25 protein-coding genes are annotated in these 26,644 nt (G+C 71.2%); 17 read left to right on the forward strand and 8 right to left on the reverse strand.

The window, feature by feature from the left end:
- Positions 1-291 precede the first annotated feature (291 nt).
- The 3 genes from QM633_RS11905 to QM633_RS11915 all read left to right on the forward strand — a co-directional run bounded on the left by QM633_RS11905 (position 292) and on the right by QM633_RS11915 (position 4,093).
- Positions 292-1,914: an FAD-dependent oxidoreductase gene (locus QM633_RS11905; RefSeq protein ID WP_415153977.1), complete on the forward strand. Its 1,623-nt coding sequence runs from the start codon at positions 292-294 to the stop codon at positions 1,912-1,914.
- Positions 1,915-2,207: 293 nt separating this feature from the next.
- Positions 2,208-2,468: a hypothetical protein gene (locus tag QM633_RS11910; protein ID WP_415153978.1), complete on the forward strand. Its 261-nt coding sequence runs from the start codon at positions 2,208-2,210 to the stop codon at positions 2,466-2,468.
- 35 nt (positions 2,469-2,503) lie between these two features.
- A complete protein-coding gene (locus QM633_RS11915; protein ID WP_415153979.1) occupies positions 2,504-4,093 on the forward strand; it encodes a hypothetical protein in 1,590 nt (529 codons plus the stop codon).
- A gap of 87 nt (positions 4,094-4,180) precedes the next feature.
- Here QM633_RS11915 and QM633_RS11920 read toward each other — a convergent pair whose 3' ends face one another.
- Complete coding sequence (locus QM633_RS11920) at positions 4,181-5,674, reverse strand: hypothetical protein (RefSeq protein ID WP_415153980.1); 1,494 nt, start codon at positions 5,672-5,674, stop codon at positions 4,181-4,183.
- 297 nt (positions 5,675-5,971) lie between these two features.
- Between QM633_RS11920 and rpsF the strand changes: the two genes are divergently transcribed.
- The 5 genes from rpsF to QM633_RS11945 all read left to right on the forward strand — a co-directional run bounded on the left by rpsF (position 5,972) and on the right by QM633_RS11945 (position 8,588).
- A complete protein-coding gene (rpsF, locus tag QM633_RS11925; RefSeq protein ID WP_415153981.1) occupies positions 5,972-6,262 on the forward strand; it encodes a 30S ribosomal protein S6 in 291 nt (96 codons plus the stop codon).
- An 81-nt stretch (positions 6,263-6,343) separates the two neighbouring features.
- Positions 6,344-6,847, forward strand: a complete 504-nt coding sequence (locus QM633_RS11930) for a single-stranded DNA-binding protein (protein ID WP_415153982.1) — start codon at positions 6,344-6,346, stop codon at positions 6,845-6,847.
- 109 nt (positions 6,848-6,956) lie between these two features.
- A complete protein-coding gene (rpsR, locus tag QM633_RS11935) occupies positions 6,957-7,193 on the forward strand; it encodes a 30S ribosomal protein S18 (RefSeq protein WP_415153983.1) in 237 nt (78 codons plus the stop codon).
- 14 nt (positions 7,194-7,207) lie between these two features.
- Positions 7,208-7,654 carry a 50S ribosomal protein L9 gene (gene rplI / locus QM633_RS11940; RefSeq protein ID WP_415153984.1) on the forward strand — a complete coding sequence of 149 codons (447 nt, stop codon included), beginning with the start codon at positions 7,208-7,210 and terminating at the stop codon, positions 7,652-7,654.
- Between the two features lie 91 nt (positions 7,655-7,745).
- Positions 7,746-8,588 (forward strand): DUF3152 domain-containing protein, encoded by an 843-nt coding sequence (locus QM633_RS11945; protein ID WP_415153985.1) that lies wholly within the window; start codon positions 7,746-7,748, stop codon positions 8,586-8,588.
- Between the two features lie 232 nt (positions 8,589-8,820).
- Here the strand turns inward: QM633_RS11945 and QM633_RS11950 are convergent, their stop codons facing one another.
- Entirely contained in the window at positions 8,821-9,528 is a 708-nt protein-coding gene (locus QM633_RS11950; RefSeq protein WP_415153986.1) for a GntR family transcriptional regulator, read from the reverse strand.
- Between the two features lie 117 nt (positions 9,529-9,645).
- Here QM633_RS11950 and QM633_RS11955 point away from each other — a divergent pair, with 117 nt between their 5' ends.
- The 3 genes from QM633_RS11955 (at position 9,646) to QM633_RS11965 (ending at position 15,009) form a co-directional block, all read left to right on the forward strand.
- Positions 9,646-11,412, forward strand: coding sequence for an L-lactate permease (locus QM633_RS11955; RefSeq protein ID WP_415153987.1), 1,767 nt, complete (start codon positions 9,646-9,648; stop codon positions 11,410-11,412).
- A gap of 5 nt (positions 11,413-11,417) precedes the next feature.
- On the forward strand, positions 11,418-14,255 hold the full coding sequence (locus QM633_RS11960; RefSeq protein WP_415153988.1) for an FAD-binding and (Fe-S)-binding domain-containing protein: 2,838 nt from the start codon (positions 11,418-11,420) through the stop codon (positions 14,253-14,255).
- A 118-nt stretch (positions 14,256-14,373) separates the two neighbouring features.
- Positions 14,374-15,009: a cysteine hydrolase gene (locus tag QM633_RS11965; protein ID WP_415153989.1), complete on the forward strand. Its 636-nt coding sequence runs from the start codon at positions 14,374-14,376 to the stop codon at positions 15,007-15,009.
- Between the two features lie 234 nt (positions 15,010-15,243).
- Here the strand turns inward: QM633_RS11965 and QM633_RS11970 are convergent, their stop codons facing one another.
- From QM633_RS11970 to QM633_RS11990, 5 genes are all read right to left on the reverse strand, one after another.
- A complete protein-coding gene (locus tag QM633_RS11970) occupies positions 15,244-16,698 on the reverse strand; it encodes an ATP-binding protein (RefSeq protein WP_415153990.1) in 1,455 nt (484 codons plus the stop codon).
- Positions 16,695-17,384 carry a response regulator transcription factor gene (locus tag QM633_RS11975; RefSeq protein WP_415153991.1) on the reverse strand — a complete coding sequence of 230 codons (690 nt, stop codon included), beginning with the start codon at positions 17,382-17,384 and terminating at the stop codon, positions 16,695-16,697. Before QM633_RS11975 ends, QM633_RS11970 begins: the two co-directional genes overlap by 4 nt.
- A gap of 334 nt (positions 17,385-17,718) precedes the next feature.
- A complete protein-coding gene (locus tag QM633_RS11980; RefSeq protein WP_415153992.1) occupies positions 17,719-18,195 on the reverse strand; it encodes a low molecular weight protein-tyrosine-phosphatase in 477 nt (158 codons plus the stop codon).
- On the reverse strand, positions 18,192-18,569 hold the full coding sequence (locus QM633_RS11985) for a phage holin family protein (RefSeq protein WP_415153993.1): 378 nt from the start codon (positions 18,567-18,569) through the stop codon (positions 18,192-18,194). The genes QM633_RS11980 and QM633_RS11985 overlap by 4 nt, the downstream gene beginning before the upstream one ends.
- Before the next feature lie 92 nt (positions 18,570-18,661).
- Positions 18,662-19,477, reverse strand: a complete 816-nt coding sequence (locus QM633_RS11990) for an IclR family transcriptional regulator (RefSeq protein WP_415153994.1) — start codon at positions 19,475-19,477, stop codon at positions 18,662-18,664.
- Positions 19,478-19,594: 117 nt separating this feature from the next.
- Here QM633_RS11990 and QM633_RS11995 point away from each other — a divergent pair, with 117 nt between their 5' ends.
- Together QM633_RS11995 and argF are read left to right on the forward strand one after the other, a co-directional pair.
- Positions 19,595-20,584, forward strand: coding sequence for an asparaginase (locus tag QM633_RS11995; RefSeq protein WP_415153995.1), 990 nt, complete (start codon positions 19,595-19,597; stop codon positions 20,582-20,584).
- A 210-nt stretch (positions 20,585-20,794) separates the two neighbouring features.
- Positions 20,795-21,790: an ornithine carbamoyltransferase gene (gene argF, locus QM633_RS12000; protein WP_415153996.1), complete on the forward strand. Its 996-nt coding sequence runs from the start codon at positions 20,795-20,797 to the stop codon at positions 21,788-21,790.
- Between the two features lie 36 nt (positions 21,791-21,826).
- On the opposite strand, the gene QM633_RS12005 is transcribed toward argF, so the two are convergent.
- The gene (locus QM633_RS12005; protein ID WP_415153997.1) at positions 21,827-22,753 is read right to left on the reverse strand and encodes a hypothetical protein; all 927 of its coding nucleotides are present in this window, start codon (positions 22,751-22,753) and stop codon (positions 21,827-21,829) included.
- Between the two features lie 188 nt (positions 22,754-22,941).
- On the opposite strand from QM633_RS12005, the gene QM633_RS12010 reads away from it, so the two are divergent.
- The 4 genes from QM633_RS12010 to QM633_RS12025 are packed head-to-tail and all read left to right on the forward strand — an operon-like array spanning position 22,942 to position 26,497.
- Positions 22,942-23,982, forward strand: coding sequence for a Gfo/Idh/MocA family protein (locus QM633_RS12010; RefSeq protein ID WP_415153998.1), 1,041 nt, complete (start codon positions 22,942-22,944; stop codon positions 23,980-23,982).
- A 41-nt stretch (positions 23,983-24,023) separates the two neighbouring features.
- A complete protein-coding gene (locus QM633_RS12015) occupies positions 24,024-24,569 on the forward strand; it encodes a SigE family RNA polymerase sigma factor (RefSeq protein ID WP_415153999.1) in 546 nt (181 codons plus the stop codon).
- Positions 24,562-25,842, forward strand: coding sequence for a hypothetical protein (locus QM633_RS12020; protein ID WP_415154000.1), 1,281 nt, complete (start codon positions 24,562-24,564; stop codon positions 25,840-25,842). Before QM633_RS12015 ends, QM633_RS12020 begins: the two co-directional genes overlap by 8 nt.
- A gap of 43 nt (positions 25,843-25,885) precedes the next feature.
- A complete protein-coding gene (locus tag QM633_RS12025) occupies positions 25,886-26,497 on the forward strand; it encodes a disulfide bond formation protein DsbA (RefSeq protein ID WP_415154001.1) in 612 nt (203 codons plus the stop codon).
- The last annotated feature ends 147 nt before the right edge of the window (positions 26,498-26,644 follow it).

Raw genomic sequence — 26,644 nt, forward strand, 5'->3', positions numbered from 1 at the left:
GCGGGCCCCGCCCGTCAGCCCGGTCACCCCTGAACGGGATTGGGGGACGGACCAGCGAACGGGAAAAGAACCGTCCCCTGAATGGATCGGGGACGGTTCCTTTCCCGTTCGCTGGTCCGTCCCCTTTGTCGTTCAGGGCAGGGGGCTGGGACGCGCGGGTCGGCGGCGTACTCCGAAGCGGTCGTCGCTGCCGGCGGGGTCGTCGGCCCTCGCGGCGCCGAGTGTGCGCTGGCATCGGGCGCCGGACGACCGGGCCGACGCGTTATACCCCAGGGGGTATATGGTGGAGCTGTGAAGACGGTGATTGTCGGTGGGGTTGCGGGTGGCATGTCGGCGGCGACGAGGTTGCGGCGGCTGGACGAGGACGCGGAGATCGTGGTGCTGGAACGTTCCGGCCACGTCTCCTTCGCGAACTGTGGGCTGCCCTACTACGTGGGTGGGATGATCGCGGACCGCGACGCCCTGCTCCTCCAGACGCCGGCGAGCCTGGCGGCGCGGTTCGGGATCGACGTGCGCGTCGATCAGGAGGTGACCGAGATCGATCGCTCCGCGAAGACGGTGGCGGTCAGCGACCTGCGCACCGGCGCTCGCTACACCGAGACCTACGACCACCTGGTCCTCGCTCCCGGCGCGACGCCCTTCCTGCCGCCGGTGCCCGGGATCGAGCGCGCACTCACCCTGCGCGACGTCGCCGACACCGACCGGCTGGTCGCCGCCGTGGAAGGGGAGCTGGCCCGTCCCGAACCGGCGGCGGTGATCATGGGCGGCGGCTTCATCGGCGTCGAACTGGCCGAGAACCTGACCGGACGCGGCCTCGCGGTCACGATCGTCGAGCTGGCCGACCAGGTGCTCGCCCCCCTCGACGTCGAGCTGGCGGCGCTGGTCGAGAAGCACCTGGTCGCCCATGACGTGACGGTCATGACCGGGACGTCGGTGGCGGAGGTGGGCGCCGACGTCGTCGTCCTCTCCGACGGACGCCGCCTGTCGGCCGGGCTGGTCGTGGCCGCGATCGGGGTCCGTCCGGAGACCGGACTCGCCGAGGCCGCGGGGCTCGACCTCGGCGAACGGGGCGGCATCCTCGTCGACGACCAGCAGCGGACCTCCGATCCGGCGATCTTCGCCGTCGGCGACGCGGTGGTGAAGCGGGACGCCCTCACCGGCGGCCAGGCCCTGGTGCCGCTGGCGGGACCGGCCAACCGTCACGGCCGGCTGGTCGCCGATGTGATCGCCGGTCGTCCCGTGGTCGCCGGGGGCGTGCAGGGCACGGCGATCGTCGGCGTGTTCGGTCTGGTCGCCGCCGCCACCGGGTGGACGGAGAAGCGGGCGCGGGCCGCGGGCCGGAGTGTCCGACTCTTCCACACCCACCCGGCCAACCACGCGGGCTACTACCCGGGCGCGGAGTCGATGAGCCTGAAGCTGGTGGTCGACGCCGAGACCGACGCGATCCTCGGCGCCCAGGGGGTCGGCGGCGCGGGCGTCGACAAGCGGATCGACGTGCTCGCCACCGCGATCAGGAGCGGCGTCACCGCGTCCGGGCTGAGCGACCTGGAGCTGTGCTACGCGCCGCAGTTCGGGTCGGCGAAGGACCCGGTGAACATGCTGGGGTTCATCGCGGAGAACCTCAGGGACGGCCTGGTCGACACCGTGCAGTGGCACGAGGTCGCCGCGGAGGTCGCGCGGGGCTGCCGGCTGGTCGACGTCCGTACTTCAACGGAGTACGCGAAAGGCACCGTCGACGGGGCCGTCAACATTCCGCTCGACGAGCTCCGCTCGCGGCTCGACGAGGTTCCCGAGGACGTGATCGTGCACTGCCAGGTGGGCCTGCGCGGGTACCTCGCCGCCCGGATCCTGATGCAGGCCGGAAAGCGGGTGCGCAACCTGGACGGCGGATACCGCACCTGGGCGCGGCTGTGAACCCCGGCGAGGCGGCCGTCCGTCTCCAGGGTGTATGACTCTGTACGAGATCGGCGGGCCGGACGGAGTTGCGCCGCGCGGGAGCGCTTCACTGGACCTGCAGGTTCGGGCATCTGGGCGGGGGAGCCGATGCAACGTCGAACCGCACGCGGAGGGGGTCCGCGGCCACGGCGTTGGTCGCAGCAGTGCTTCCGTGCGGCCGGCGCGATCGGCCGCCGGCCACGACCTGGTCTGCATGTTGTCTGTCTGCCGGCCCGGTGATCCCGGTCCGGCCACACCCCGACAGGAGCACTGTGCAATTCCAGCCGACCCGTGCGGAGCTGGCGGAGCTGGTCAACCAGGCACGCCTCGACCGTCACATCTCGATCCGCTCGGCGGCACGCATCGCGGGGGTCCCGCCGGCCACGGCCCAGGGCTGGCTCGCCGGCCGGCACTTCCCGACGCCGGCCCTGCGACCCAAGTTCCTGGTCCTGGTCGACGCACTGGGCCTCAGCGACCACGTCCACCCCGCATTGTGGTTCGAGGAGATCGAGGCGACCAGGAAGGCCGAATAGGCGCATCCGGGCGGAGCCACTGACACAATCGCAGCATGCCCTCCGCAGCGAGCCGCCAGGAGTTCGCCGCACTGGTGAACGAGGCCCGGTGCCGGCAGCACCTGTCCATCCGCGCGGTCGCGCGGATCGCGGACGTGCCCGCGACCACCGCGCAGGGCTGGCTCAACGGCAAGCACTTCCCCACCCCGGCGCTGCGGGGGAACTACCTCAAGCTGCTCGAGCACCTCGGTCTCACCCATGCCGTCCCGGCGGACCTGTGGGACGACTCCTGGGACGGGCTGGCGTCGCTGAAGTCGGGCACCTCTCCGTACCTGGGCCTGCGTGCCTACCGAACCGGTGACCGCGACCTGTTCTTCGGACGATCCGAACCGAGCGGCCGCCTGGCGGCGGCGGTGCGCGAGCTGGGCGAGCGAGACGGGACCGGGATGGTCGCCCTGGTCGGGGCCTCGGGCAGCGGCAAGTCCTCGGTGCTCGCCGCCGGCCTGCTGGGCCGCGAACTGCACGGGGGCGAACTGGCCGGCTGGACGGGGACGTCGGTCGAAGTGATCCACCTCCTGGCCGATCCTGAGCCGGCGCTCGCCGGAGAGCCGAGGCGCCGGCTGGTGGTGGTCGACCAGGTCGAGGACGCACTCTCGCTGCCTCCGGAGCCGCGCGCGAGGTTTCTCGACGCCGTCACGGCGCTCGCGACCCGTGCGGTCGTCGTCCTCGGCGTCCGTTCCGAGGCGTTCGCGTCCGCCGCGGCGGAGCCTGCCCTGGACGCGGCGATGTCGAACCCCGTCCTGCTCCCCGCCATGACCAGGCAGGAACTGACCGAGGTCATCGTCCGTCCGGCCGAGGCGCTGGAGGTGGCGGTCGAGGACGACCTCGTCCGGCTGCTCCTGGAGGAGTTGGCTCCGACCCCTGGCGAACGGGTCGCGCCCGGGACGCTGCCGCTGCTGTCGAACGCGCTGCTGCTGATCTGGGCCGTGGGCAACGGGCGCAGGCTCACCCTGGCCGACTACCACGCCGCCGGCGGCATCGCGAGCGCGGTCGAGCGCCTGGCCGAGCAGGTGTACCTGTCGCTGGAGCCCGCGCAGAAGGCAGCGGCCGAGCGGATGTTCCTGCGCCTGGTCAGGGTCACCGGCGACCTGCCGGTGCGGGAGACCCTCCCGCTGTCCGAGGTGGACGCGACGGCGCGAGCGGCGATGGAGGCCTTCGTCGCCGCCCGCATGCTCACCACGGTCGACCAGGAGGTACGGATCAGCCACCAGGCCCTGCTCGTCCACTGGAGTCGGCTGGGAACATGGCTGGCCGAACACCGGGACGACCTGGTGGTGATGGAGCGACTTCGAGGTGCTGCGGAGGTGTGGGAGGCGTCCGGTCGCGACGACGCGGCGCTGATCCCCGTTCGCGAGCTGGAGCTGTTCGCCCCGTGGATCGGCAGGGCCACGCGCAAGCAGCTGTTGACCGACACCGAGCGCGAGTTCGTGGCGGCCGCCGACGCCCACGTCGCCCGGTCCACCCAGGCCGCCCGCGTGGCGCGCGAGCAGCGCCGCCGCTGGATGATCGCCGCCGTCGTGCTGGGCGCCGTCTCCGCCGTCCTGGCGATCGTGGTGGTCCTCCTGCTGCTGGGCCGGACTCCCTGATCCTGGTGGGGTCGGCCGCGGGCGGGCGGGGCGGGATCTCCCCGCCGGTGCCGGATCACGATGCCGCGCGGCGACGCGTGGTCCCGCTCAGCCGGCGGCGACCGGCACCGGCTCCGAGCGGACGGAGGTGGTGGTGAACCCGCTCCTGGTTGCCTTCACCCGCACGACCACGTCCTTGCCGGCCTGGCTGCGGGTGAGGGTGAACGTGGGCCGGGTCGCCTTCCGGATCGCCGTGCCGGCCGCGTACCACTGGTAGGTGAGCTTCGTCGGTGCCGGGTCCCAGCTGCCGGGATCGGCGGTCAGGACGCCGCCGACGACCGCGTCCCCGCTGACCGTCGGCACTCCGGCGGTGTTGAAGGTGCCCGGGGCGACCTTCGCCTTCGCGGAGGTGCGGGACACCGTCGTGTACCCGGCCCTGCGCGCGGTCACGGTGACGCTCAGCTTCTTCCCCACGTCGGCCGGGGTGAGTGTGTAGCTGCCCGCGTCCACCCCGCTCGCGCCCTTGATGGCCTTGCCGTTGCGCTTCCAGGTGATCGTGAGGCTGTCCGGCGTCGCCGTCCACGTCCCGGCCTCGACCGTGACGCTCTGCCCTGTGGCGACGGTCCCGCCGATGACCGGCTTCGGCGTGGTGGCGAACCGTGCCCTGAGCACGTCGGTCATCACGTCGGAGGTCCTGCTCGTGGTGCCGTTCGCCGTGATCCGGACTCGGATCCCCCTGCCGAGCTGGGCGGGAGTGACGACGAAGGTGGACGCGGTGGCGCCGGCGATGGACCTGCCGTCGGCGGTCCACTGGTAGGCGAGGGTGGCGCCGTCGGGCACCCAGGTTCCGGGGACGGCGGTCAGCGTCCGGTCGACCTGCGGGTCGCCGCCGATGCCGGGGACCTTCCACGGCGCCGGCATGAAGCTCGCCGGCACGTCGGTGGTCTGGTAGGGCCAGGCGATGGACGTCCTGGCGATCGCCGGCAGGCAGGCGCGAGCGCCGTTCACGCCGCACCTGCTGTTCAGCGGGGTCGTGACCGGCACGCCCGTCCACCACGAGGTCTGCTTCATCGCGCCGTCCCAGGACAGCGAGATGTGCACGTGGTTCTTGTGGTTGGCGGTGTACGAGCCGCGGTCGGCCATCTTCCGCCAGCCGAGCCCGGGGTAGTACAGCGACCAGATGTGCTGGTTCCAGATGATGTACATCACGCCCAGCCGGTAGGCCACCTCGCCGTTGTTGGCGGTCAGCCAGTCCAGCGCCTGCGCGACCCGCTTGCGCTGGCTCGCGCTCTTCACGTCCATGTGCCAGTCGAGCGCGCGGCCCTCCTTGTGCTCGGACGTGGTTCCGACGCTGCAGGCCCGCGAGATGCCCAGCGACCCGCCGCCCCAGGTCGCGATCAGTGCCTTGAGCAGGGCCGTGGTGCCCGGCTTGGCCGCCGGCGAGCAGGTGCTCTGCGGCAGGTAGCCGAGGTGGGCGTCGATGGTGTTCGTCGCCAGGGACTTCGGCGGTGGCGGGTTCTTCGCCTGAGCCGGGACGGGCGTCGCCCACAGCAGGGACGCCGCGGTGATCGCTGCGACGGCCGCGCCCAGTCGTCTGCGCATGGGTCACTCCTTCGTTCCCCCGGGCCTGCGGGAAGGGTAGCGGCAGGGCGTGGGCGGCGCGAGGATCTCAGCTGACGCGATCCGTCCACGCGAGGGCCGCTGCGGGACGCGTGGGACGGCTGGGACGCAGCGAGCGGCAGGATCGCGTCAGCGTCCCCGGAACGCCCGCCGATTCGCTGCGGACGGGGTGGGGCCGGTAGGCTTGCTCGTCGGCCGTCCCCTGCGGCGGCCTGCTACGCCCTCCTGCCACGGGAACTGCCCGTGGCCGCTCGAGACCAGAGGAGGTGGAGTTCGCGTATGCGCAAGTACGAAGTCGTGGTGATCATCGATCCCGACGTCGACGACCGCCAGGTGAGCGGTCTGCTCGACAAGCCCCTGTCCGGACTGACGAAGGCCGGCGGCACCGTGGACAACATTGATGTGTGGGGCCGTCGTCGCCTCGCCTACGACATCAGGAAGAAGTCCGAGGGCATCTACGCCGTCATCAACGTGACCGCCGAGCCGGCCGTGGTGAAGGAGCTGGATCGCCAGTTCACCCTGAACGAGCAGATCATGCGGACGAAGGTCATCCGCCCCGACCTGCACTGATCGCTTCCACCCCTCGCGAATGTCGGCCCCGGCTGACAGGCTGTGGGGGACAGAGCAAAGTCCGATCTGAAAGACACCAACATGGCTGGCGAGACCCTCATCACCGTGGTCGGCAACCTGACCGCCGATCCGGAACTGCGCTTCACCCCTTCGGGGGCTCCGGTGGCGAACTTCACCGTCGCCTCGACGCCTCGAATCTTCGACCGTCAGGCGAACGAGTGGAAGGACGGCAACGCCATGTTCCTCAACTGCGCCGTCTGGCGCCAGGCGGCCGAGAACGTGGCGGAGTCCCTCACCAAGGGGATGCGCGTCATCGTCCAGGGCCGGTTGGGTTCGCGCACCTACGAGACCCGCGAAGGCGAGAAGCGCACGGTCTTCGAGGTGGATGTCGAGGAGATCGGTCCCGCGCTGAAGTATGCGACCGCGAAGGTCACCCGGTCCTCGGGTGGCGGTGGCGGCAACTACTCCGGCGGTGGCTCGTCCGGTGGTTCCGGCGGAAGCTGGGGCAACTCCGGCGGCCAGAGCGATCGGTCCACCGGTTCCGACCCCTGGGCGTCCGCCCAGAGCGAGGAACCTCCGTTCTGATCGCGATCCGTCGAACGGAAGGGGCGCATCCCGTCCGGACGGCGAACCGAAACCAACAGACCACGTCATTCCGGCGAGAGCCGGGCTTTCAACCAAGGAGAGCACCACAATGGCCCAACAGCGCAAGCCGCTGAAGTCAAAGAAGGTGGCGCCGGCGAAGAGCATTCGCATCGGCCACATCGACTACAAGGACACCGCCACGCTGCGGAAGTTCATTTCCGAGCGGGGCAAGATCCGCGCTCGTCGCGTGACCGGACTCTCGGTGCAGGAGCAGCGCAAGGTCGCCATCGCGGTGAAGAACGCCCGCGAGCTGGCGCTGCTGCCCTACGCCTCGACCGCTCGCTGACCAGGGAGGGAAAGATGAAGCTCATCCTCACCGCCCCCGTCGAGCACCTGGGCGTCCCCGGTGACGTCGTCGAGGTCAAGGACGGCTACGGCCGCAACTACCTGCTGCCCCGCAGCTTCGCGATCCGGTGGACGCGTGGCGCCGAGAAGCAGATCGACGGCATCAAGCGGGCGCGCGACGCCCGCGAGATCCGTGGCGTCGAGCACGCCACCCAGGTGCGCGAGCAGCTGGAGGCCCTCTCGGTCGTCCTGCCCGCCCGCGCCGGTGATTCCGGCAAGCTGTTCGGTGCCGTGACCCCCGCCGACATCGCCCTCGCGGTGAAGAAGGCCGGTGGCCCCGCCATCGACAAGCGTTCGGTCGAGATCGCCAAGCCGATCAAGGACGTGGGCACGCACACCGTCGGCATCAAGCTGACCTCCGGTGTCACCGCCCATATCGGCGTGGCCGTCGTCGCCGCCTGATCCGCCGCACAATCCCAGCGCCGGTCGCCCCTCGGGGTGGCCGGCGCTGCGGCGTCCCGGAGGTCGAGAGTCCTCTCGCTACGCTGGGACGGTGACAGAGCCCACCCCGCCGAGCCGCTGGTCAGCCTTCCGCGCGCGACGCGAGGGTCGGGAGAGCCCCCGCCCCGGGGGGTCCCGGGTCAACCCGCTGGTGGTCACCTCGGTCCTGATCGGGGTCGTGCTGGTCGTGGCGCTGGCGGTGTGGGTGAACGCGCTCACCGTCCCTACCGAACGCGAGGGCAGACCCACCGCCTCGGTGACGCCGCTACCCGCGCCGACGACGGCGGCCCCGTCCCCGACCCTCACCCCGACGCCGACGTCGCCGGGCACGGAGAGCACAGAGCCCGGACCGACAGCGACGCCGACGTCGGTGCTGCCCAAGCTGAAGGCGTCGGGGAAGTTCGACACGGCGGGGGTGAACGTCGCATCCGCCAACTCCTCGGGCGAACTCCGCCGGGTCAGCGTGAGGGTCGAGACCTCCACCAAGCTGGACGCGGACAAGGTCGGGACGCAGATCGCCGGGGTGCTGAACGACCCGCGGAGCTGGGCAGGGAGCGGCAACGTCCGGTTCGCCCTCGTCAAGAATCCCGCGAAGGCGGACCTGACGATCTCGATCGCGGCCCCGGCCACGGCGAAGAAGTCCTGCGCACCCGAACCCAGCACCTGCCTGGACGGGGGCGACGTCGTCATCGACGCGGCCTACTGGCTCGGCGGGCAGCCGCCCGACTACCCCAGCCGGAGCCAGTGGCAGGCCTATCTCGTGAACCACGCCGTCGGACACCTGCTCGGCGAGAAGCACGAGGGCTGCGCGAAGAAGGGCAGCCCCGCCCCCGCGATGATGGCCCAGGAGGGCGACCTCGACGGCTGTACGCCGAACCCGTGGCCGTTCCCGTGACGCCCACCCGCCCCAGCGGGTGTGACCCCCGCTGGCCCCGACCGGCTTCGAGGGCCACCCGCCGTCATTGAGGGCCGCGGTTCGCGTCCAGGGCTCTGGTCCGGGCGAAGGCTCTCGACGCGAGTGCCGGCCTCGTGCACGGACGGTGGCCCGGACGGGGATCCGGCGAATCGCCGACCCTTCCTCCCGCCGCGGACGGTGTGCCTCAGCCGGTGGACGTCGCGCGAGGAGGTCAGGGAACCGGGATCAGGGCTGAGGACGGTCGGTAGGCCTCGGGACCCGGCTCGCCGCCGAGTGAGCCGGCGAGGAGTTCCCGCGCGCGGCTGAGGTGCTCGTCGAGCAGGGTGGCCGCGCCGTTCGCGTCCCCCGCCTCGATCAGGTCGGCCAGCCGGGCGTGCTCGGCGATGATGATCTCCGGGCTGAGCCGCTGGCTGCCCTGGAGTTGGGCCATGCACAGCTTCACCTCGAACGCCAGCGAGCCGTACACCGAGCTCGTACGCGCGCTGCCGAGGGAGTCGATCAGGGCGGTGTGGAAGCGCATGTCGGGGTCGACGATGTCCCATTCGCCCTGCTGCCACAGCGCGTCGATCTCCGCGTTCGCCACCCGCGCCTCGACCGGGACCGAACGCCGCTCGGCGAGCCGACGCAGCACCTCCGACTCCAGGTAGGCGCGCGTGCGGTAGATGTCTCGGACGTCCTCGGGCCCCAGTTGGACGACCCTGGCGGTCTTGTGGTTCTTCCGGACCAGTACCTTCTCGGCGACCAGGCGCTCGATCGCAGCCTTCGCCGTCGAGCGGGCGATGTCGTAGCGGGCAGCCACGTCCGCCTCGGTGAGGGCCGTCCCCGGGCCGAGTTCCGTGGCCAGCACCTGCGACTTCAGGTCGTCGACCACGGCATCGATGACCGAGGTGACCACGATGCTCCGGACCACTTCCTCCACCCCCGACCGCTCAGCGGACCGATCTTAGTCCAACAATCACCCCGAAACCCCTTGCATAGCCAGTGCACTTGTCCGACAATCCTACCTGTTGGTCAATCTCAGTGAGGAGATACCCCGGTGCTTTCCCTGTTCATCCAGCCACCGTCACCGGTCGGCGGCAGTCTGGCTCTCTCGGCCCTGGTCGCGGCACTTCCCCTGCTCGTCCTGTTCGTCATGCTCGGCGTCTTCAAGATCCCCGCCTGGAAGTCGGCCCTCGTCGCCGTGGCCACCGCGGTCGTCCTCGCCGTGGCGGTGTGGGGCATGCCGGTCGCCACCGCGGCCACCGCCACCGCCGAGGGCGTCTTCTTCGGCATCTTCCAGATCATGTGGATCCTGGTCAGCGCGATCTGGCTCTACAACCTGTCCGTCAAGCACGGCTGGGACAAGGTGCTCGGCGAGCTCGTCCAGTCGATCTCCAGCGACATGCGCATCCTGGCGATCCTGATCGCGTTCTGCTTCGGTGCGCTGCTCGAGGCCCTGGCCGGCTTCGGCGCCCCGGTCGCCATCACCGCGGCGATGCTCGTCGCGGCGGGCATGAAGCCGATCAAGGCCGCCGTCGTCTGCATGGTGGCCAACACCGCCCCCGTCGCGTTCGGCGCGATGGGCGCCCCGATCACCGCCCTGGGCAACTCCGCGTTCCCGATCCTGACCCAGGGTCACTTCGCCAACGCGTACGCCGCCTCGGTCACCTTCGGCCACATGGCCGGTCGCCAGTCGCCGATCATGGCGCTGTTCATCCCGCTCTTCCTGGTCTGGCTGGTGGACGGCGTCCGCGGCCTGAAGCAGACCTGGGGCGTCGCGCTCACCGCCGGTGCGGTGTTCGCCGCCTGCCAGTTCGTCGCGTCGAACTTCATCGCCTACGAGGTCACCGACGTGATCGCGTCCGTGGTCACGATCGTGGTCATCGTCGTGCTGCTGCGGTTCGTGAAGGGCAGCGAGCCGACCGAGGAGCACGCCGCCACCAAGGTCACCGTCGACGAGCATCTGGTCGCGGCCAAGGCGACCGGCGGCGCGCGGGTCTGGGGAGCCATCGCCCCCTACGTGATCGTGGTCGGGGTCTTCGCGATCAGCCAGATCCCCGTGATCAAGACGTGGCTGTCGACCGCGCTCGGCTACGTGTTCAACTGGCCTGGCCTGCAGGGCGCCAACTTCCCCAAGGGGGCGGACGGCAAGGTCGTCGCGCAGCCGCTGGACTTCTGCGGCATCGTCACCGCCTCCCAGGCCAAGGCGGGCACGGTCGCCAGCTGTACCCTCGGCCAGGTCAACCTGTACTCGGTGTTGTCCACCGGCACCCTGCTGTTCCTCTCCGGCGTGATCACCGCTCTGGTGTACCGGATGAGCGCCAAGGAGGCGGCCGGCGTCTTCGGCAAGACCGTGAAGAGCCTCGCCTTCACGATCATCACCGTCGCCTCGGTGCTGGCCATCGCCTACGTCATGAACGGGTCCGGCATGACGATCTCCCTCGGTTCGGCGCTGGCAGCCGCAGGAGCAGCCTTCGCCGTGATGTCCCCGGTGCTCGGCTGGCTGGGCGTGGCGATCACCGGCTCGGACACCTCGGCGAACGCGCTGTTCGGCGGCATGCAGGTGGCCGCGGCACAGGGGGTTTGGCCGGGGTCCATGGCGCACGAGATCCTGATGGCCACCTCGAACTCCACCGGTGGCGTGATGGGCAAGATGATCTCCCCGCAGAGCCTGTCCGTTGCGGCGGCCGCCACGGGCATGCTGAACCAGGAGGGCGAGATCTTCCGCAAGGTCGTCGGCTGGTCGCTCGTGCTGCTGGCGGTGTTCGCGGTCATCGTGGTGCTGCAATCCACCATCCTGATCGGGATGGTCCCGCTACCGTGACCGCTGTGAAGTCCGAGGACGCCCTGGCCGGCCTGCTGGCCGGGTGCGTCGCGGACGCGTCCCAGATCCGCACCGCAGAGCTGGACCGTCGCGCCCTCGCGCACGACGCGTCCCACTTCCTGCTGCTGCCCTCGGCGATCGTCGCCCCGCGCGACGCCGAGGAGGTGGCCCGGTTGCTCCGGGCCACTGCGGCAGCAGGAATCCCGCTCACCTTCCGTTCGGGTGGGACGAGCCTGTCCGGCCAGGCCGGCACGGACGGCGTGCTCGCCGACGTGCGCAAGCACTTCAAGGGCGTCGAGATCCTGGACGACGGCGCCAGGGTGCGGGTGCAGCCGGGCGTCACGGTCAAGCAGCTGAACGCCTATCTGGCCCCCTACGGGCGCAAGTTCGGGCCCGACCCGGCCAGCGAGGCCGCCTGCACGATCGGCGGGGTTGTCGCCAACAACTCCTCCGGCATGGCCTGCGGTACGGTCGAGAACAGCTACCGGACGCTGGAGTCGGTGGTCGCCGTGCTGCCGTCCGGAACGGTGATCGACACCGGCGCGGCGGACGCGGACGAGAAGCTGCGCACGGTCGAGCCCGCCCTGTACGAGGGCCTGCTGCGGCTGCGTGCCCGGGTGCTGGCGAACCCGGCCTCCGTGGCGAAGATCACCCAGCAGTTCTCGATGAAGAACACCATGGGCTACGGCATCAACGCCCTCGTCGACTTCGACACCGTGCCGGAGATCCTCACCCACCTGATCGTCGGTAGCGAGGGAACGCTGGCCTTCGTCGCGTCGGCCACCTTCCGCACCATCGAGGTGCGTACCAAGGTCACCTCGGCCCTGGTCGTGTTCGACAACCTCTACGATGCCAACGCAGCCCTGCCCGGACTGGTCGCCACCGGTGCGGCCACCCTGGAGCTGATGGACGCCACGTCACTGCGGGTCGGTCAGGCCTTCCCCGACACTCCGGCGATGATCAAGAAGCTCGACGTCGCCGAGCAGGCCGCACTGCTGGTGGAGTACCAGGCCACCACGGCCGAGGAGCTCGAGCACCTCGCCCAGGCCGCCCGTCCCACCCTGCAGCAGCTGCCGGTGCGCGAGCCGGTGGAACTCACGTCCGACCCGGTACTCCGAGGCGACCTGTGGAAGCTGCGCAAGGGCCTGTACACCTCGGTCGCCGGCGCCCGGCGTTCGGGCACGACCGCGCTGCTCGAGGACGTCGTCGTGCCGGTCGCGAAGCTCGCCGACACCTGTCGCGATCTCGCCGGCCTGTTCGACCAGTACGCCTACCGCGACTCGGTGATCTTCGGTCACGCGAAGGACGGCAACATCCACTTCATGCTGACCGACCGGTTCGAGGACGAGCAGCAGATGCGCCGCTACATCGGCTTCACCGAGGACATGGTGGCGCTGGTGCTGGCCAACGACGGTTCGCTGAAGGCCGAGCACGGCACCGGACGCGTGATGTCCCCCTACGTCCGCCGGCAGTACGGCGACGAGCTGTACGAGGTGATGGTCGCGATCAAGGACCTCTTCGATCCCACCCGGCTGCTGAACGTCGGCACGATCATCACCGACGATCCCGAACTGCACCTCAAGCACATCAAGCTCCCCCCGTCGATCGACGCGGAGATCGATCGCTGCGTCGAGTGCGGCTACTGCGAGCCGGTGTGCCCCTCCCGCGACCTCACCCTCACCCCGCGGCAGCGGATCGCTCTGCGCAGGGAGATCCGCAACGCCGAACTCGCCGGCGACGACGCCCTCGCCGATCGCCTGGCGAAGGGCTACGAGTACGCCGGCGTGCACACCTGCGCGGTCGACGGGATGTGTGTCACCGCGTGCCCCGTGCTGATCAACACCGGCCTGTTCGTGAAGAAGCTGCGCCGTGAGCAGACCACCCCGGCCGCGACGAAGGCGGTGTGGACCACGCTGGCGAAGCACTGGCAGGGCACCACGGCGACCTTCTCCACGGTGATGGGAATCACCGACGCACTGCCCGGCCCGCTGGAGAGCGCGCTGATCGGCGTCAACAAGGTCGGCAGGGCGCTGCTCGGGGACGACAACGTGCCGCTGTGGTCGCGCGAGCTGCCCGGTGGCGGAGCGTCCAGGGCACGACCCGCGGTCACGGCGGACACGGTGGACGCGGTGTATCTGCCCGCCTGCGTGAACGTCATGTTCGGGCCCGCCGACGGCGGCCCCGGGGTCCAGCTGAGCTTCGAAGCGCTGTGCGCGAAGGCGGGCCTGACCCTCTTCGTGCCGGAGGAGATCAGCTCGCTGTGCTGCGGTACGCCGTGGTCGAGCAAGGGGATCCCGGACGGGTACGAGGCCATGCGCGCCAAGGTGCTGCCGGTGATCAGGGCGGCCACGGACGACGGTCGCCTGCCGGTGGTGTGCGACGCGTCCAGCTGCACCGAGGGCTTCCGGCACATGCTGGAGACCGAACCGGGCCTGAAGGTGGAGATCATCGACGCGGTCGCGTTCGTCGCCCAGCACGTGCTGCCGGTGCTCGGCGAGTACCGCAAACTCGACTCGCTGACCATCCACCAGACCTGCTCCTCGACCCAGATGGGGCTCAACCCCGACCTGGTGACCGTGTCCAGAGCCGTCGCCGAGGTGGTGAACGTCCCGGTCAACACCGGCTGCTGCGCCTTCGCCGGAGACCGCGGGATGCTCCACCCCGAGCTCACCTACGCGGCGACCCGGCCGGAGGCGGCAGAGGTGGAACGGCTGGACGCGTCCGCGCATGCCAGCTGCAACCGCACCTGCGAGCTCGGCATGACCCGGGCCACCGGAAAGCAGTACCGACATGTTCTCGAACTGCTCGCGGAGCAGGCGCTGGAGGAGGAGCATTCGAGGTAGGCGAACCGACACCCGCCCCGGGCAACCGCGGCGGGGCCGGTCGCGCCCACCCCACGGGGAGAGCCGCTGAACCCAGTCCGGGCGCCCGTCCGGGCCAGCGAGAGAGGAAGGACGAGGGATGGACCCGAAGACCACTGCTCTGGTGCTGATCGAGTTCCAGAACGACTTCACCAGCGAGGGCGGCACGCTCCACGGGGCGGTGTCGGCGGTGATGGACGCGACCGGCACCCTGCCCCACGCGAAGGAGGCCCTGGACGCCGCGCACGCCGCCGGCGCCACCGTCATCCACAGCCCGATCTCGTTCGCGCCCGGCTACTACGAGATCAGCGCGCACCCCTATGGCATCCTCGCCGGCGTCGTCAGCAGCAACTCCTTCGTGAAGGGGACCTGGGGCTGCGAGATCGTGACCGAGATGGCGCCGTCCGGGGAGGACATCGTCCTGGAGGGCAAGCGCGGCCTGGACGCGTTCGGCTCGACGAACCTCGACTTCATCCTGCGCAGCAAGGGCATCCGCACGGTGGTGCTGGCCGGCTTCCTGACCAACTGCTGCGTCGAGTCGACGATGCGCTCGGCGTACGAGAAGGGCTTCGAGGTCTACACGCTCACCGACGCGGTCGGCGCCACCTCTCCTGAGGAGCACGCCAACGCGATCAGGTACGACTACCCGATGTTCTCCAAGCCGATCACCACCGCGGAGTTCGCCGCCCAGCTGGCCGGTGAAGAGGCGGCTGCCGACACGTCGCGCGGCTACTGATCCCAGGGCGCGGAACCTGACAGGATGCAACCAGCCACCGTTGTCCGTCCGCCGGCGGACGTCCAGGTGCCCTGAACGCGGTGGCGGCCGAATACCCCTCCCGGCCGCCATCGCCCCGGGTGCCGTCGCACGCAGCGCGCCGCCGTCCCTCACCCTGTGGGACGAGGGAGGAGCGAGGGCGGACGGGGAGAGCGGGCCCCCCGGCCAACCGCGGTCCGGCGGAACTCCGGCTGGTCAGCCGCTGATTCGGGGGAGCAGGACGGTGCCCTCACCGTCGGTGATCTCGGCGTCCTCCTCGGGTGGGGTGCTCGAACCGGGCAGGCGGATCGTGAACTCCGCGCCGCCGGACGCGCTGCGGCCCGCCTTCACCCAACCGCCGTGGGCCTTGATCGTCTGGGCGACGATCGACAGGCCGAGGCCCGACCCCGGGGTGTTGCGGGCCTTGTCGGAGCGGTAGAAGCGGTCGAAGACATGCGGCAGGTCCGCCTCCGCGATACCCGGCCCCTCGTCGCTGATCCGCAGCCGATCGCCGGTCAGCCGGACGGTCACGGTTCCGCCGGGTGGGGAGAACTTGACGGCGTTGTCGAGCAGGTTGGTGATCGCGCGCTCCAGGCTGTCCGGCTCGCCGACCAGGAACAGCGGGTCGAGCTCCACGTCGAAAACCAGACCAGGGCCACGCCGTCGCGCCCTCGTCACCGAACTGTTCACCACGTCGCGGAGGTCGATCGGCTCCGGGTGGGCTTCCACCTTGTCCTCTCTGGACAGGTGCACCAGGTCGCCGATCAGCTGGGTGAACTCGCCGAGCTGGGCGGCGATGTCGCGCAGGATCTCCCCCCGTGCGCCGGGCGGCAGCATGCCCTGCCGGTCGTCGGCGGTGAGCAGTTCGACATTGGTGCGCAGGGACGTCAGCGGCGTCCGCAACTCGTGGCCCGCGTCGGCGATCAGCCGGCTCTGCCGGTCACGCGAGGACGCCAGCGTGCTCAGCATCGTGTTGAACGACCGGGTGAGGTCGGTCAGCTCGTCCATGCCGCCCAACTCGATCGGCTTCAGCTGGTCGGTCTCGGTCACCCGGATCACCGCGTCGGTGAGGCGCTGGATCGGCTGCAGGCCGGAGCGGGCGATCACCCAGCCGATCGCCCCCGCGACGAGAACGGCGAGCAGGCCGAAGGTCAGCAGCGAGAACGCGAGGATCCGCAGGATCTGGTCGGTCGGCCCGAGCGGACGGCCCAGCAGCAGCGCGTACTGCTCGTCGCCGTCCTCGAGCGGGATCGCGACGATCCGGTAGGGCGTCCCTGCCGTGTCGACCCCGGTGCGGGCGGACGTGCCGATCTGCGTACGGGCGATCGCGCGCTCGTCCGCACTCGGCACGAGGTGGGAGCCGGCGCCGGGTGGGAAAATCTCCTGGTTGTCGGCGCGGACGAGCATCATGGTCACGTTGGCGGTCTGCAGGGCGTCGTTGTTCAGCCCGCCCATCGCCTCGACGTCGCCACGGATCCAGTCGGCGGTCAGCCCGGCGATGTCGAGCAGCTCACCGTCAAGCTGGTTGTAGACCGCGACGGTCGTGATGATGTAGGCGGCCACGCCGGTGATCGCCACCGCACCGGCGACCGCCGCCGACACCAGCGCCGCGAGCCGGTCGTGGAGCGGCCGGTTGTTGACCGAGAGAACCGAGCGCAGCCAGCGGATCACGGCGGGGTCTCGCGCAGCACGTAGCCGATGCCGCGCACGGTGTGGATGAGCCGCGTCTCGCCCTCGCCCTCGGTCTTGCGGCGCAGGTAGCCGATGTAGACCTCGAGGGAGTTCGCGGTGGTGGGGAAGTCGAAGCCCCACACCTCGTTGAGGAGCCAGCCGCGCTCGAGCACCCGGCGGGGGTTCTCCAGGAAGGTCTGGAGCAGGGCGAACTCGGTGCGGGTCAGGCTGATCCGGCGTCCGCCCCTGGTCACCTCCCTGGTCTGCAGGTCGAGGCTGAGGTCGGCGAACGTGAGCACCTCCGCACCCACCTCGTCCCCGGCCGGCCGGACGCGCCGGGTCAGCGCGCGCAGTCGCGCCTGCAACTCCTCGAAGGAGAACGGCTTGGCCATGTAGTCGTCCGCGCCGGCGTCCAGGCCGTCGACCCGGTCGCCGACCGCGTCCCTGGCGGTCAGCACGAGGATCGGCACGTCGTTGCCGGACGCCCGCAGCGAGCGGGTGGTCTCCAGGCCGTCCAGGCGGGGCATCATCACGTCCATGATGACCGCGTCCGGGCGCATGGCCGACAGCCGGGCGAGCGCCTCGACACCGTCGCCTGCCGTGGTCACCTCCCAGCCGGAGTAGTGCAGCGACCGGGCGAGAGAGTCGCGAACCGCCTGGTCGTCATCGACAACGAGGATGTGCATGACACCAGCCTGCCATGCCGCGGGCGTCGTCGGGTCGAGGCGGACCGGGGCGGACCGGGTCGGGAACCGTCCCCCGGATGCCGGACCGGATGGGGGACGGTTCCTTACTCGGTCCGGACCGGGTCGAGAACCGTCCCCGGGACGCCGGATCGGATGGGGGACGGTTCCTTACTCGGACCGGACCGGGTCGGGAACCGTCCCCGGGACGCCGGATCGGATGGGGGACGGTTCCTTACTCGGACCGGACCGGGTCGAGAACCGTCCCCAGGAAGCCGGACCGGGCCGGGAGGCGTACCCGCGGCGCAGGAGGCGTACCTGCGGCGGGCGCGCCCGATCAGTGCGCGAGGAGTTCCTTCGCCCTCCGGATCAGTTCCGGCATGGCCGCCTCGATCTGGGTCAGAGTGGTGGTGAAGTCGTCCGCGTCGCCGTACCAGGGATCCTCGATCGCCGAACCGGGGACCGCGTCCGGGTTGAAGTCGCTGAGCAGGTAGAGCGGATGGGCGTTCGGCACCAGCTCGCGGATCTTGCGCAGGTGGATCGTCTGCATCCCGATCACCATCGCGGCGGAGCGGATCTCCTCAGCGGTCATCCGGTGTGCGCTGAACGGCCCGGGGTGGAAGCCGGCCGCCTGCAGGGTCGCGATCGCGCGTGGGTCCATGCCGTGCCCGCTCTCCTCCGCGCTCACACCCGCGCTGGCGAAGGTGACGCCGGTCAGTTCCTCGCGCTCCGCGTACGCGTCCGCCACGACCTTGGCCATCGGTGAGCGGCAGATGTTGCCCCAGCAGACGAACAGCACCACCGGATCGCTCACCGGTGCACCTCACCCTTCTTGAACGGGGCGTTCAGCAGGAAGCTGACGATCGAGACGATCAGCGCACCCCAGAACGCCGAACCCCAGTCCGCCACGTGCCAACCCAGGCCGAACTCGCCGGACGCCCACGACACCAACTCCAGCAGCAGCGCGTTGATCACCAGCAGGAAGAACCCGAGGGTGAGGAAGATCACCGGCGCGGCGACGAACTTGAACAGCGGCTTGATCAGGCTGTTCACGATGCCGAAGATCGCGGCGACGAGCAGCATGGTCATCGCCCGGTTCCAGTTGTCGCCGTCCGACAGCGTGATCCCCGGCAGCAGCCAGGTGGCCACGGCGAGCGCCGCAGCGCTGGCGAGGAAGCGGACGAGCATGGCCCCATGCTGTCACGACTCCTCAAGGGGCGGCGAGTCGTCCACCCTCGCCCGCGGACCCGGGCGCGGGTCGTCTTCCGGCGGCGGGACGGTCACTGGCCGGACACGGCCAGGTCGATCACGGGGGCGATTTCCGCAACGGCGGACCTCAGGGCGGGCAGCACGACGTCGGAGAGGATCTGGTCGGTCATCCGCGTCGGGGACCCGGCCACCGACGCGGCGAGCCGGAGCGGGCCAGGGATCGGTACGGCCACGCAGAGGATGCCCCGCTCGTGCTCCTCGCGGTCCAGGGCGTAGCCGTTGGCGCGGACGGTGTCGAGCTCGGCGAGCAGCCGGTCCGCGTCGGTCACGGTGTTCGGCGTGAACGGACGCAGACCGGATCGCTGGATGATCGCCCTGGCCTCCGCCGCCGGCATCGAGGCGAGGATCGCCTTGCCCACACCGGTGGCGTGGAGGGAGACCAGACTGCCGACCTCGGTGGTCACGCGGTTCGGGTACTCGGCCGGCACGTGGGAGATGTAGCGCGCGAAGTCCTGGTCGAGCACGGCGATCGATGCCGACTCCCCGCTCGCCTCGACCACCCCGCTCAGGTAGGGCCGAAGCGTGACCCCGAGGGTGCCGCCCGCGTAGCGGGACAGCGAGATCAGCCGCGCGCCCAGCGCGTAGTGACGACGCGGGGTCTGGAAGACGTAGCCCGGCCCGATCAGGGTGTGCAGGATCCGGTGAATGGTCGGCAGCGGCAGGTCCACCCGCTCGGCAAGCTCGGTGATGCCGATCGGCCGGCCCGTGGCGGCGAGGGCCTCGATGATCTCCAGCGCCCGGGTGATGGACTGGACCGAACGGCGGGCCGCCGGCTCACCACCCGCCTTCTCGCTGCGGCGACCTCGCGCCGCACTCCCGCCCGCCATTTGGCCGCATCCTATCCGGCGGGCCGATCCACCGCTGCGCGTCCCCGCCGGCAAGGTTCTGACACAGTGGTCGCCGACGCCGGAGCGGCCGTGAACATCGATGCACCAGGAGTGGCAGTGACCCAAACACGCAGGATCGGCGTCGCGAGCATGGGCGGCACCATCGTCATGCTGCCGGGCGAGCACGCCGGCCTGGTCCCGACGCTGGACGGCGCCGAGCTGGTGTCGTCCGTGCCCGAACTTCGCGGGCTGGTCACGGTTGTCGGCGAGTCGGTGTCGGGCGTGGGTTCGCCTTCGGTCCGCTTCGAGCACGTGATCCGCGCCTGGGAGTGGGCCCGGAGCGCGGTCGACGACGGCGCGGCGGGCGTGGTGGTGACGCACGGCACCGACACCCTCGAGGAGACCGCCTTCCTGCTCGACCTGTGGTGGGACCGTTCCGCGCCGCTGGTCGTCACGGGAGCGATGCGCTCACCGCGGGAGAGCGGCGCGGACGGTCCGGCGAACCTCCTCGCCGCGGTGCTCACCGTGCTCGCCGACGACTCACGCGACCGCGGCGTCCTGGTGGTCATGAACGACGAGGTGTTCGCGGCCACGGCCGTGACGAAGACCAGGACCTTCGGCGTGGACGCCTTCACCAGCCCGCTGAGCGCGCTCGGCCGGGTCAGCGAGTTGCAGGTGGAGTACGCGCTGAACCTCGCTGCCCGGCGTCCGGAGCCGTTGCCGGTTCCCTCGGGGTCGGCCTGGGTGCCGATCGTGCCGACTCCGCTCGGTGAGGACGAACGCACCCTGGACGCGCTGGTCTCCGCCGGCGCGGACGGGATCGTCCTGGAGGGTGTCGGGGCAGGACGCGTACCGGAGGCGACGGTACCGGCGGTGGCGCGCGCCGTCGCCCAGGTGCCGGTGGTGATGGCCTCCCGCACCCGGCGCGGTCGCACCGGCCGGACCACCTACGGCTACCCCGGCGCGGAGATCGACCTGGTGCAGCGCGGCGTCCTGATGTCGGGGCGGCTCAACGCCACCCAGTCCCGGCTGCTGCTGTGGTCCCTGCTCGCGTCCGGGGTGGACGATCGCACCCGGATCGAGGCGGAGTTCACCCGCCGCGGCTGACCTGGCCACGGGCGGGCCCCGGTCGTGCTGCGCCGCGGTCGGCGGCCGGGGCGATGGCGATGGTGAGGTCCTCCCCCGGCCGTCCGGCAGGCCGCGATCGCCCGCCCGCGAGGCGCGGCGCCCGTCGTCGATGGCTGCTGGGACGAGGTGCACGGACGAACCGCGATGTTCTAGCCTGAACGCGGAATTACCGCATGGTGGAAGGTTGAGATGAGCGTTGGGCTGAAGGGTCGCCACTTCCTCAAGGAACAGGACTTCACTCCCGCCGAGTGGCGGGGCCTGCTGGAGTTGACCGGAGAACTGAAGGACGCCCGCAGGGCCGGCACCGAGCGGAAGCGCCTGGCCGGGGCGAACATCGCGCTGATCTTCGAGAAGACCTCCACCCGCACCCGCTCGGCCTTCGAGGTGGCGGCGCACGACCAGGGCGCGCACGTGACGCAGATGGACGGGAACTCCTCCCAGCTCGGCCACAAGGAGTCGCCGGCCGACACCGCGCGGGTACTGTCGCGGCTGTTCGACGGCATCGAGTACCGCGGCACGCACCAGTCGACGGTGGAGAAGATCGCCGCGCACTCCTCGGTCCCGGTCTGGAACGGGCTCACCGACGAGTGGCACCCCACCCAGAGCCTGTGCGACATGTTCACGATGCGCGAGGCGTCGGGGCTGGAAGACCACGACATCGCCTACGCCTACGTCGGGGACGCCCGGTTCAACGTCGGCTGCTCGCTGCTGCTCGGCGGGGCGCTGCTCGGCATGGACGTCCGGCTGGTCGCGCCGGCCAAGCTGCTGCCCCCGGCGGAGGTGATCAGCACCGCGCGGGCGATCGCGGACACCACCGGGGCGCGGATCACCCTCACCGATGATCTGGACGGGGTGAGCGGCTGTCAGTTCATCCACACCGACATCTGGGTGTCCATGGGCGAGCCGGAGAGTGTCTGGACCGAGCGCATCCTGCTGCTGCGGGACTACCAGGTGAACACCGAACTGCTCGAACGCACCGGGGTGTCGGAGGTGAAGTTCATGCACTGCCTGCCGGCCTACCACAACCGCGAGACGACGGTCGGCGAAGCGATCTACTCCCGCTTCGGTCTGGAGGAGCTGGAGGTCACCGACGAGGTGTTCGAGTCGGACGCCTCGATCGTCTTCGACCAGGCCGAGAACCGCATGCACTCGATCAAGGCCGTCCTGGTGGCCACCCTGTCCTGATCCTGGCATCGTCCGGTGCTCCCGCCGTCGCGGCGATCACCAGGGGCGGCCCGTCGCGTCGGGATGGACGCCGTGCGACGCCAGCACGGCGACAGCGGCCTCCGGGCGGGTCAGGACGGGCACGGTGATCACCTGCCGGTCGCAGCGGAGGACGAGGCGGCCGAACCGTCCGGGCTGCCCGGGGGGTACGACCGAGAAGGACGTGATCCGCGCGAACGGGATCGTGGTCGTGTTCGTGGCGTAGTTCGTCCTGCGGGACCGGGACCGGGCCGTTTTGTCGCGATCGACCACCACCAGCGCGGTCGGCGTCTCCAGGACGAGCACGCCGCTGGCGAGCCGTCGACGACCGCGGTCGTCGGTGCAGGGACGCAGCGGCTCCTCGACGTGCACGGGCCGGACCGGATCGTCGGTCGCGGCGGAGAGGGCGCCGAGCCGACTGCGGAAGAAGTGGTCGCGGACCTCGGCCGCCGGCGGGCGGGGTGCGGGACGCAGGTCCGTGGCGGGGGTGCGGAGCACGTAGCGGTCGAGTTCGGCGATCTCCGGCTCGCTCACGCTGTTGAAGCGCACCGACAGCTCGGAACCGTCGGCGAGCAGCAGCGTCCAGCGTCCGACCAGCAGGTTCCCGTACAGCCGGGTCGCGACCACGTCGGCGAGGGCGAGGTCGGACCTCGCCACGTCGGGGGCGCCCGGGTCCTCGGCGCCGAGCACCACGATGCGGTCGGCGAAGATGGCCAGGACGCAGCGGTACAGATCCATCCCCGGACGCACCTGCGCCCGGTCGAGGTCGCGCGGCAGCTTGACCAGATGGGTCTCCCCGGCGAGCTCGGGGTACCACGGACGGAACCGGCGCGGCAGGTCGCGCTGCTGGTGCACCCGGTCCAGCCAGGGCCCGAACCGGTCGTACTCGCGCAGGTCGTCGGGATCCGCGGCGGTCCGCCAGGCACTCGTCCGCACCACGACCATCGCGACACCTCCCTGCGCCGAGCCTACGACTCCCGCTGCGCCCCACCGGGGGGGGCCGGGTCGTCCGAGGCGAACCGGAGGGCTGCCGATCATTGCTGTTCCGAACCAGGACGTGCGCCGCGCGATGTGCTGCGGCGCGTCCGGAACTCCGGCTGGATCGCCGGGACGGCTGGCTCTAGGTTTCTCCCATGGCTCTTCCACAGGTTCTGCCCGCGGCCCGCGTCCCCGACCCGGTCGAGGCGCCACCGTTGCGGTGGGGCGTCCTCGCACCGGGCTGGATCGCCGGCGGCTTCGCCTCCGCCCTGCGTTCGAACACCCGGCAGCAGCTGGTCGCGGTCGGCTCCCGGAGCAGGGCGCGGGCCGAGCAGTTCGCGTCCCGGTTCGAGGTCCCGGACGTGCACGAGGGCTACCGCTCGCTCGTCGAGGACCCGCGGGTCGAGGCCGTCTATGTCGCTTCCCCGCACAGTGAGCACGCGGAGCTGGCGCTGCTGGCGATCGAGGCCGGCAAGCACGTCCTGGTCGAGAAGGCGTTCACCCGCAATGCGGACGAGGCGCGCCGGGTCGTGGCCGCCGCCCGCGCGGGCGGCGTCACCGTGATGGAGGCGATGTGGACGCGGTTCCTCCCGCGCCATGACATCGTCCGCCAGCTGCTCACCGACGGCGCCCTGGGCGAGCTGGAGTTCGTGGCGGCCGACCACGGCCAGCCGATCGCCCACGTGCCACGGATGCAGGACCCGGCCCTGGCCGGAGGGGCCCTGCTCGACCTCGGCATCTACCCGGTCTCGTTCGCCTGCTTCGCGCTCGGCATCCCCGCCGCGGTCACCGCCTCCGGCACCCTGACCCCCGCCGGGGTCGACCGCCAGCTGGCGTCCGTGTTCGGCGAGTTCGCCGCGCACCCGGGCGTCCATGCGCAGGTGAGCTGCACGATGGGGGCGAAGACGCCGACGACCGCGGTGGTGGCCGGGGCGGACGCCCGGATCGAGCTCGACGGCGAGTTCTACGCGCCCGGCAGCGTCCGGGTGGTCACCGCGGCAGGGGAACGGGTCACCAGCGCGGAACCGGAGCTGCACGGCCACAACGCGCTGGCCTTCGAGATCGCCCACTTCGCCCAGCTGGTGGCCGAGGGCCGCACCGAGTCCCCGCTGCTGCCGCTGGAGGAGACCGTCGCGATCATGGACGTCCTGGACCGGATCCGCGCGCAGGTCGGGGTGGTCTATCCGGGGGAGTAGAAGGGCCGCAACGAACTCGTCCCCCCGGGCGTGGGTGGGACGTGACGATCTGGCAGGGGGTGCTGGTGAGTGAGTCGACGGCGACGGCCGCCGGCACCGCCGTGTCGTTCGACGAGTACGTCACCACCAGGTCGGCGGCGCTGCAGCGGTTCGCCTTCCTCATCACCCGCAACCGTGATGACGCGCTCGACGCCGTGCAGGAGGCACTCGCCGGACTGTACCCACGCTGGGCACGGGTGTCCGCGTCCGGGGAGGTGGACGCCTATGTGCGGCGCAGCATCGTCAACGCCCACGTCTCCGCCTGGCGCAAGGTGCGCAGGCTGTACCCCAGCGAGGACCCGACGCTGTCGGCGTCCGCACCGGTCGTGCCGGACACCGCGGATGCCGTCGCGGACGCGGACCAGGCGCTGCGCCTGTGCGGCGAGCTTCCACCGGTGCAGCGGGCCGCGGTGGTGCTGAGGTTCTACGAGGACCGAAGTTTCGCCGAGATCGGCCGCATCCTCGGCTGCCCCGAGACGACCGCCCGGTCGCATGTCCACCGGGCGCTCGTGGCCCTGCGCGCGCGACTCGGGGGTGACCATGGCTGACGATCTCGAGCGCGAGGAGCGCGCGTTCGCCGACGCGCTGCGGTCAGCCGCCGACAGCGAGGGATTCCGGCCGCTCGACCCGGCGGCGCTGCGCACCCGGAACCGGTCCCGGCCGGCGCGGACGGCGTGGGTGCGTGGGCTCGCCGCCGCGGCGTCCGTCGTCGTCCTGGTCGCGGGGCTGGCGTTCGTGCTGCCGCGGGTGTTCTCCGGGGTCCAGGGCGCGGCGAGCTCGGCCTCCGGGGCGGGTGGGGCGGCGGCCCCCGAGGTCACGGTGGCTGACGCAGGCACGCTCACCCCCGCGCCGTCCGCGGCCGCGGGAGCGTGGGTGAGCCTCGAGGCGGTGCCGCTCTCGCCACGGGTCGGTGTCGCCGGGGTCTGGTTCGATGGCAGCTTCTACCTCGTCGGCGGCCGGCGGGCGAGCACCTGCCCGGAGGGCGCCCCGTGCCCCTGGCCGCGGAACACCCTGACCGACGGCGCGTCCTGGGACCCGGGCGACGACACCTGGGCGGAGCTTCCCGACGCGCCGATCGTCGTCGACCCCGCGGCGCCCGTGGTCGTCGGGGGGCGGTTCTACTACCTCGGCGCCGGGTCCGCCGGCCGCAGGGCGGTGGCGTCCTACGATCCCGCCGGGAGGTCGTGGAAGGTGCTGCCCGATCCGGGCATCGAGGTGGCCGGCCTGGTCGCTGCGGAGGAGAAGGTGGTCGCCGTCGCTCAGGCGGACGAGTCCGCCGCCGCCGTCGACGAGGTCTTCGATCCCGCGCGGGGCGCCTGGTCCGAGCTGGCCGCCGACCCGTTCGGGAAGGCGGCGGACCGGTCGATGGTGCAGGTGGGCGGCCGGCTGTACCTGTTCTCCCGCTCGGTGGGCGGAGCCGTCCGCGCGGCCGTGGCGAGTGCGTCGCTGTCGAGGTGGAGCCGGCTCGCCGACCCACCGCCGGTCGCGGGCTCGCCCTTCGCGGTCGGCGACCGGATCGTGTGGCTGGGCCGCGGGCGTTCCGTCCCCGCGCGCTGGTTCCGGCCGGCGACCTCGGAGCTGGGCCGGGCCACGTCTCCGCCGCGGGGCGAGGGGCTGGACCAGGTGGACGGGGTCGTCGCCGGTGGTCGCTTCGGCGCATTCGGGCACCTGTACGACCCCGCCGTGGGGGCCTGGACGGCGCTGCCGGCGCCACCGCGGGGCAACCTGCGCGAGCAGAGCGTGGTGGGGGGTGACGGCGGCCTGCTCGTCGTCGCGGTCGAGTCGGGGGAGGCGGTCCTGTCCTATCTGCCGCTGCGATGACCATGGCCCGGTCCGGCCTGGGAGCGCGTCCTACACTCGCGCCATGACAGCTGAGCGAAGGAAACTGGATCTCTGGTTCGACCCCCTGTGCCCCTGGGCCTGGATGACCTCGCGCTGGGCGCTGGAGGTGGCGAAGGCTCGCGAGGTGGACGTCGAGTTCCACGTGATGAGCCTCTCCGTCCTCAACGAGGGCCGCGACCTGACGCCCGACTACCGGGCGGCGATGGATGCGGCGTGGGGTGGTGCGAGGGTCGCGCTGGCCGTCCAGCAGCAGTTCCCGGAGAAGCTGAGCGATTTCTACACCGCGCTCGGCACGCGGATCCACCTCCGCAAGGAGCAGAACAGCCGGCCCGCGCACGAGGCGGCGCTGGCGGAGGTCGGCCTGCCGGCGGAACTGGCCGACGCTGCCGACACCGACGCCAACGATGCCGCGCTGCGGGCCGCGCAGGCAGAGGTCACCGCCGCCGTCGGTGACGAAGTCGGCACCCCGGTGATCCGCGTCGACGGCGGGCTGAGCCTGTTCGGCCCGGTGATCTCGCCCGCCCCCAGGGGCGAGGAGGCCGGACGCCTGTGGGACGGCTTCGTGAACGTATGCGCCTACCCCGGCTTCTTCGAGCTGAAGCGGACGCGAACGGTCGACCCGATCTTCGACTGAGCTGGACCGAACAGCGGACGTGGACCGAATGGGGGACGGTTCTCTACTCGGTCCACTCCCGGGACGGGTCTGCTCGGGTGGACCGAGTAGAGAACCGTCCCCAACCCGGTCCACCAACCCGGTCCACAAACCCGGTCCACCCGACCC

It is taken from the genome of Propionicimonas sp. (genome assembly GCF_047606205.1).
Lineage (GTDB): Bacteria > Actinomycetota > Actinomycetes > Propionibacteriales > Propionibacteriaceae > Propionicimonas.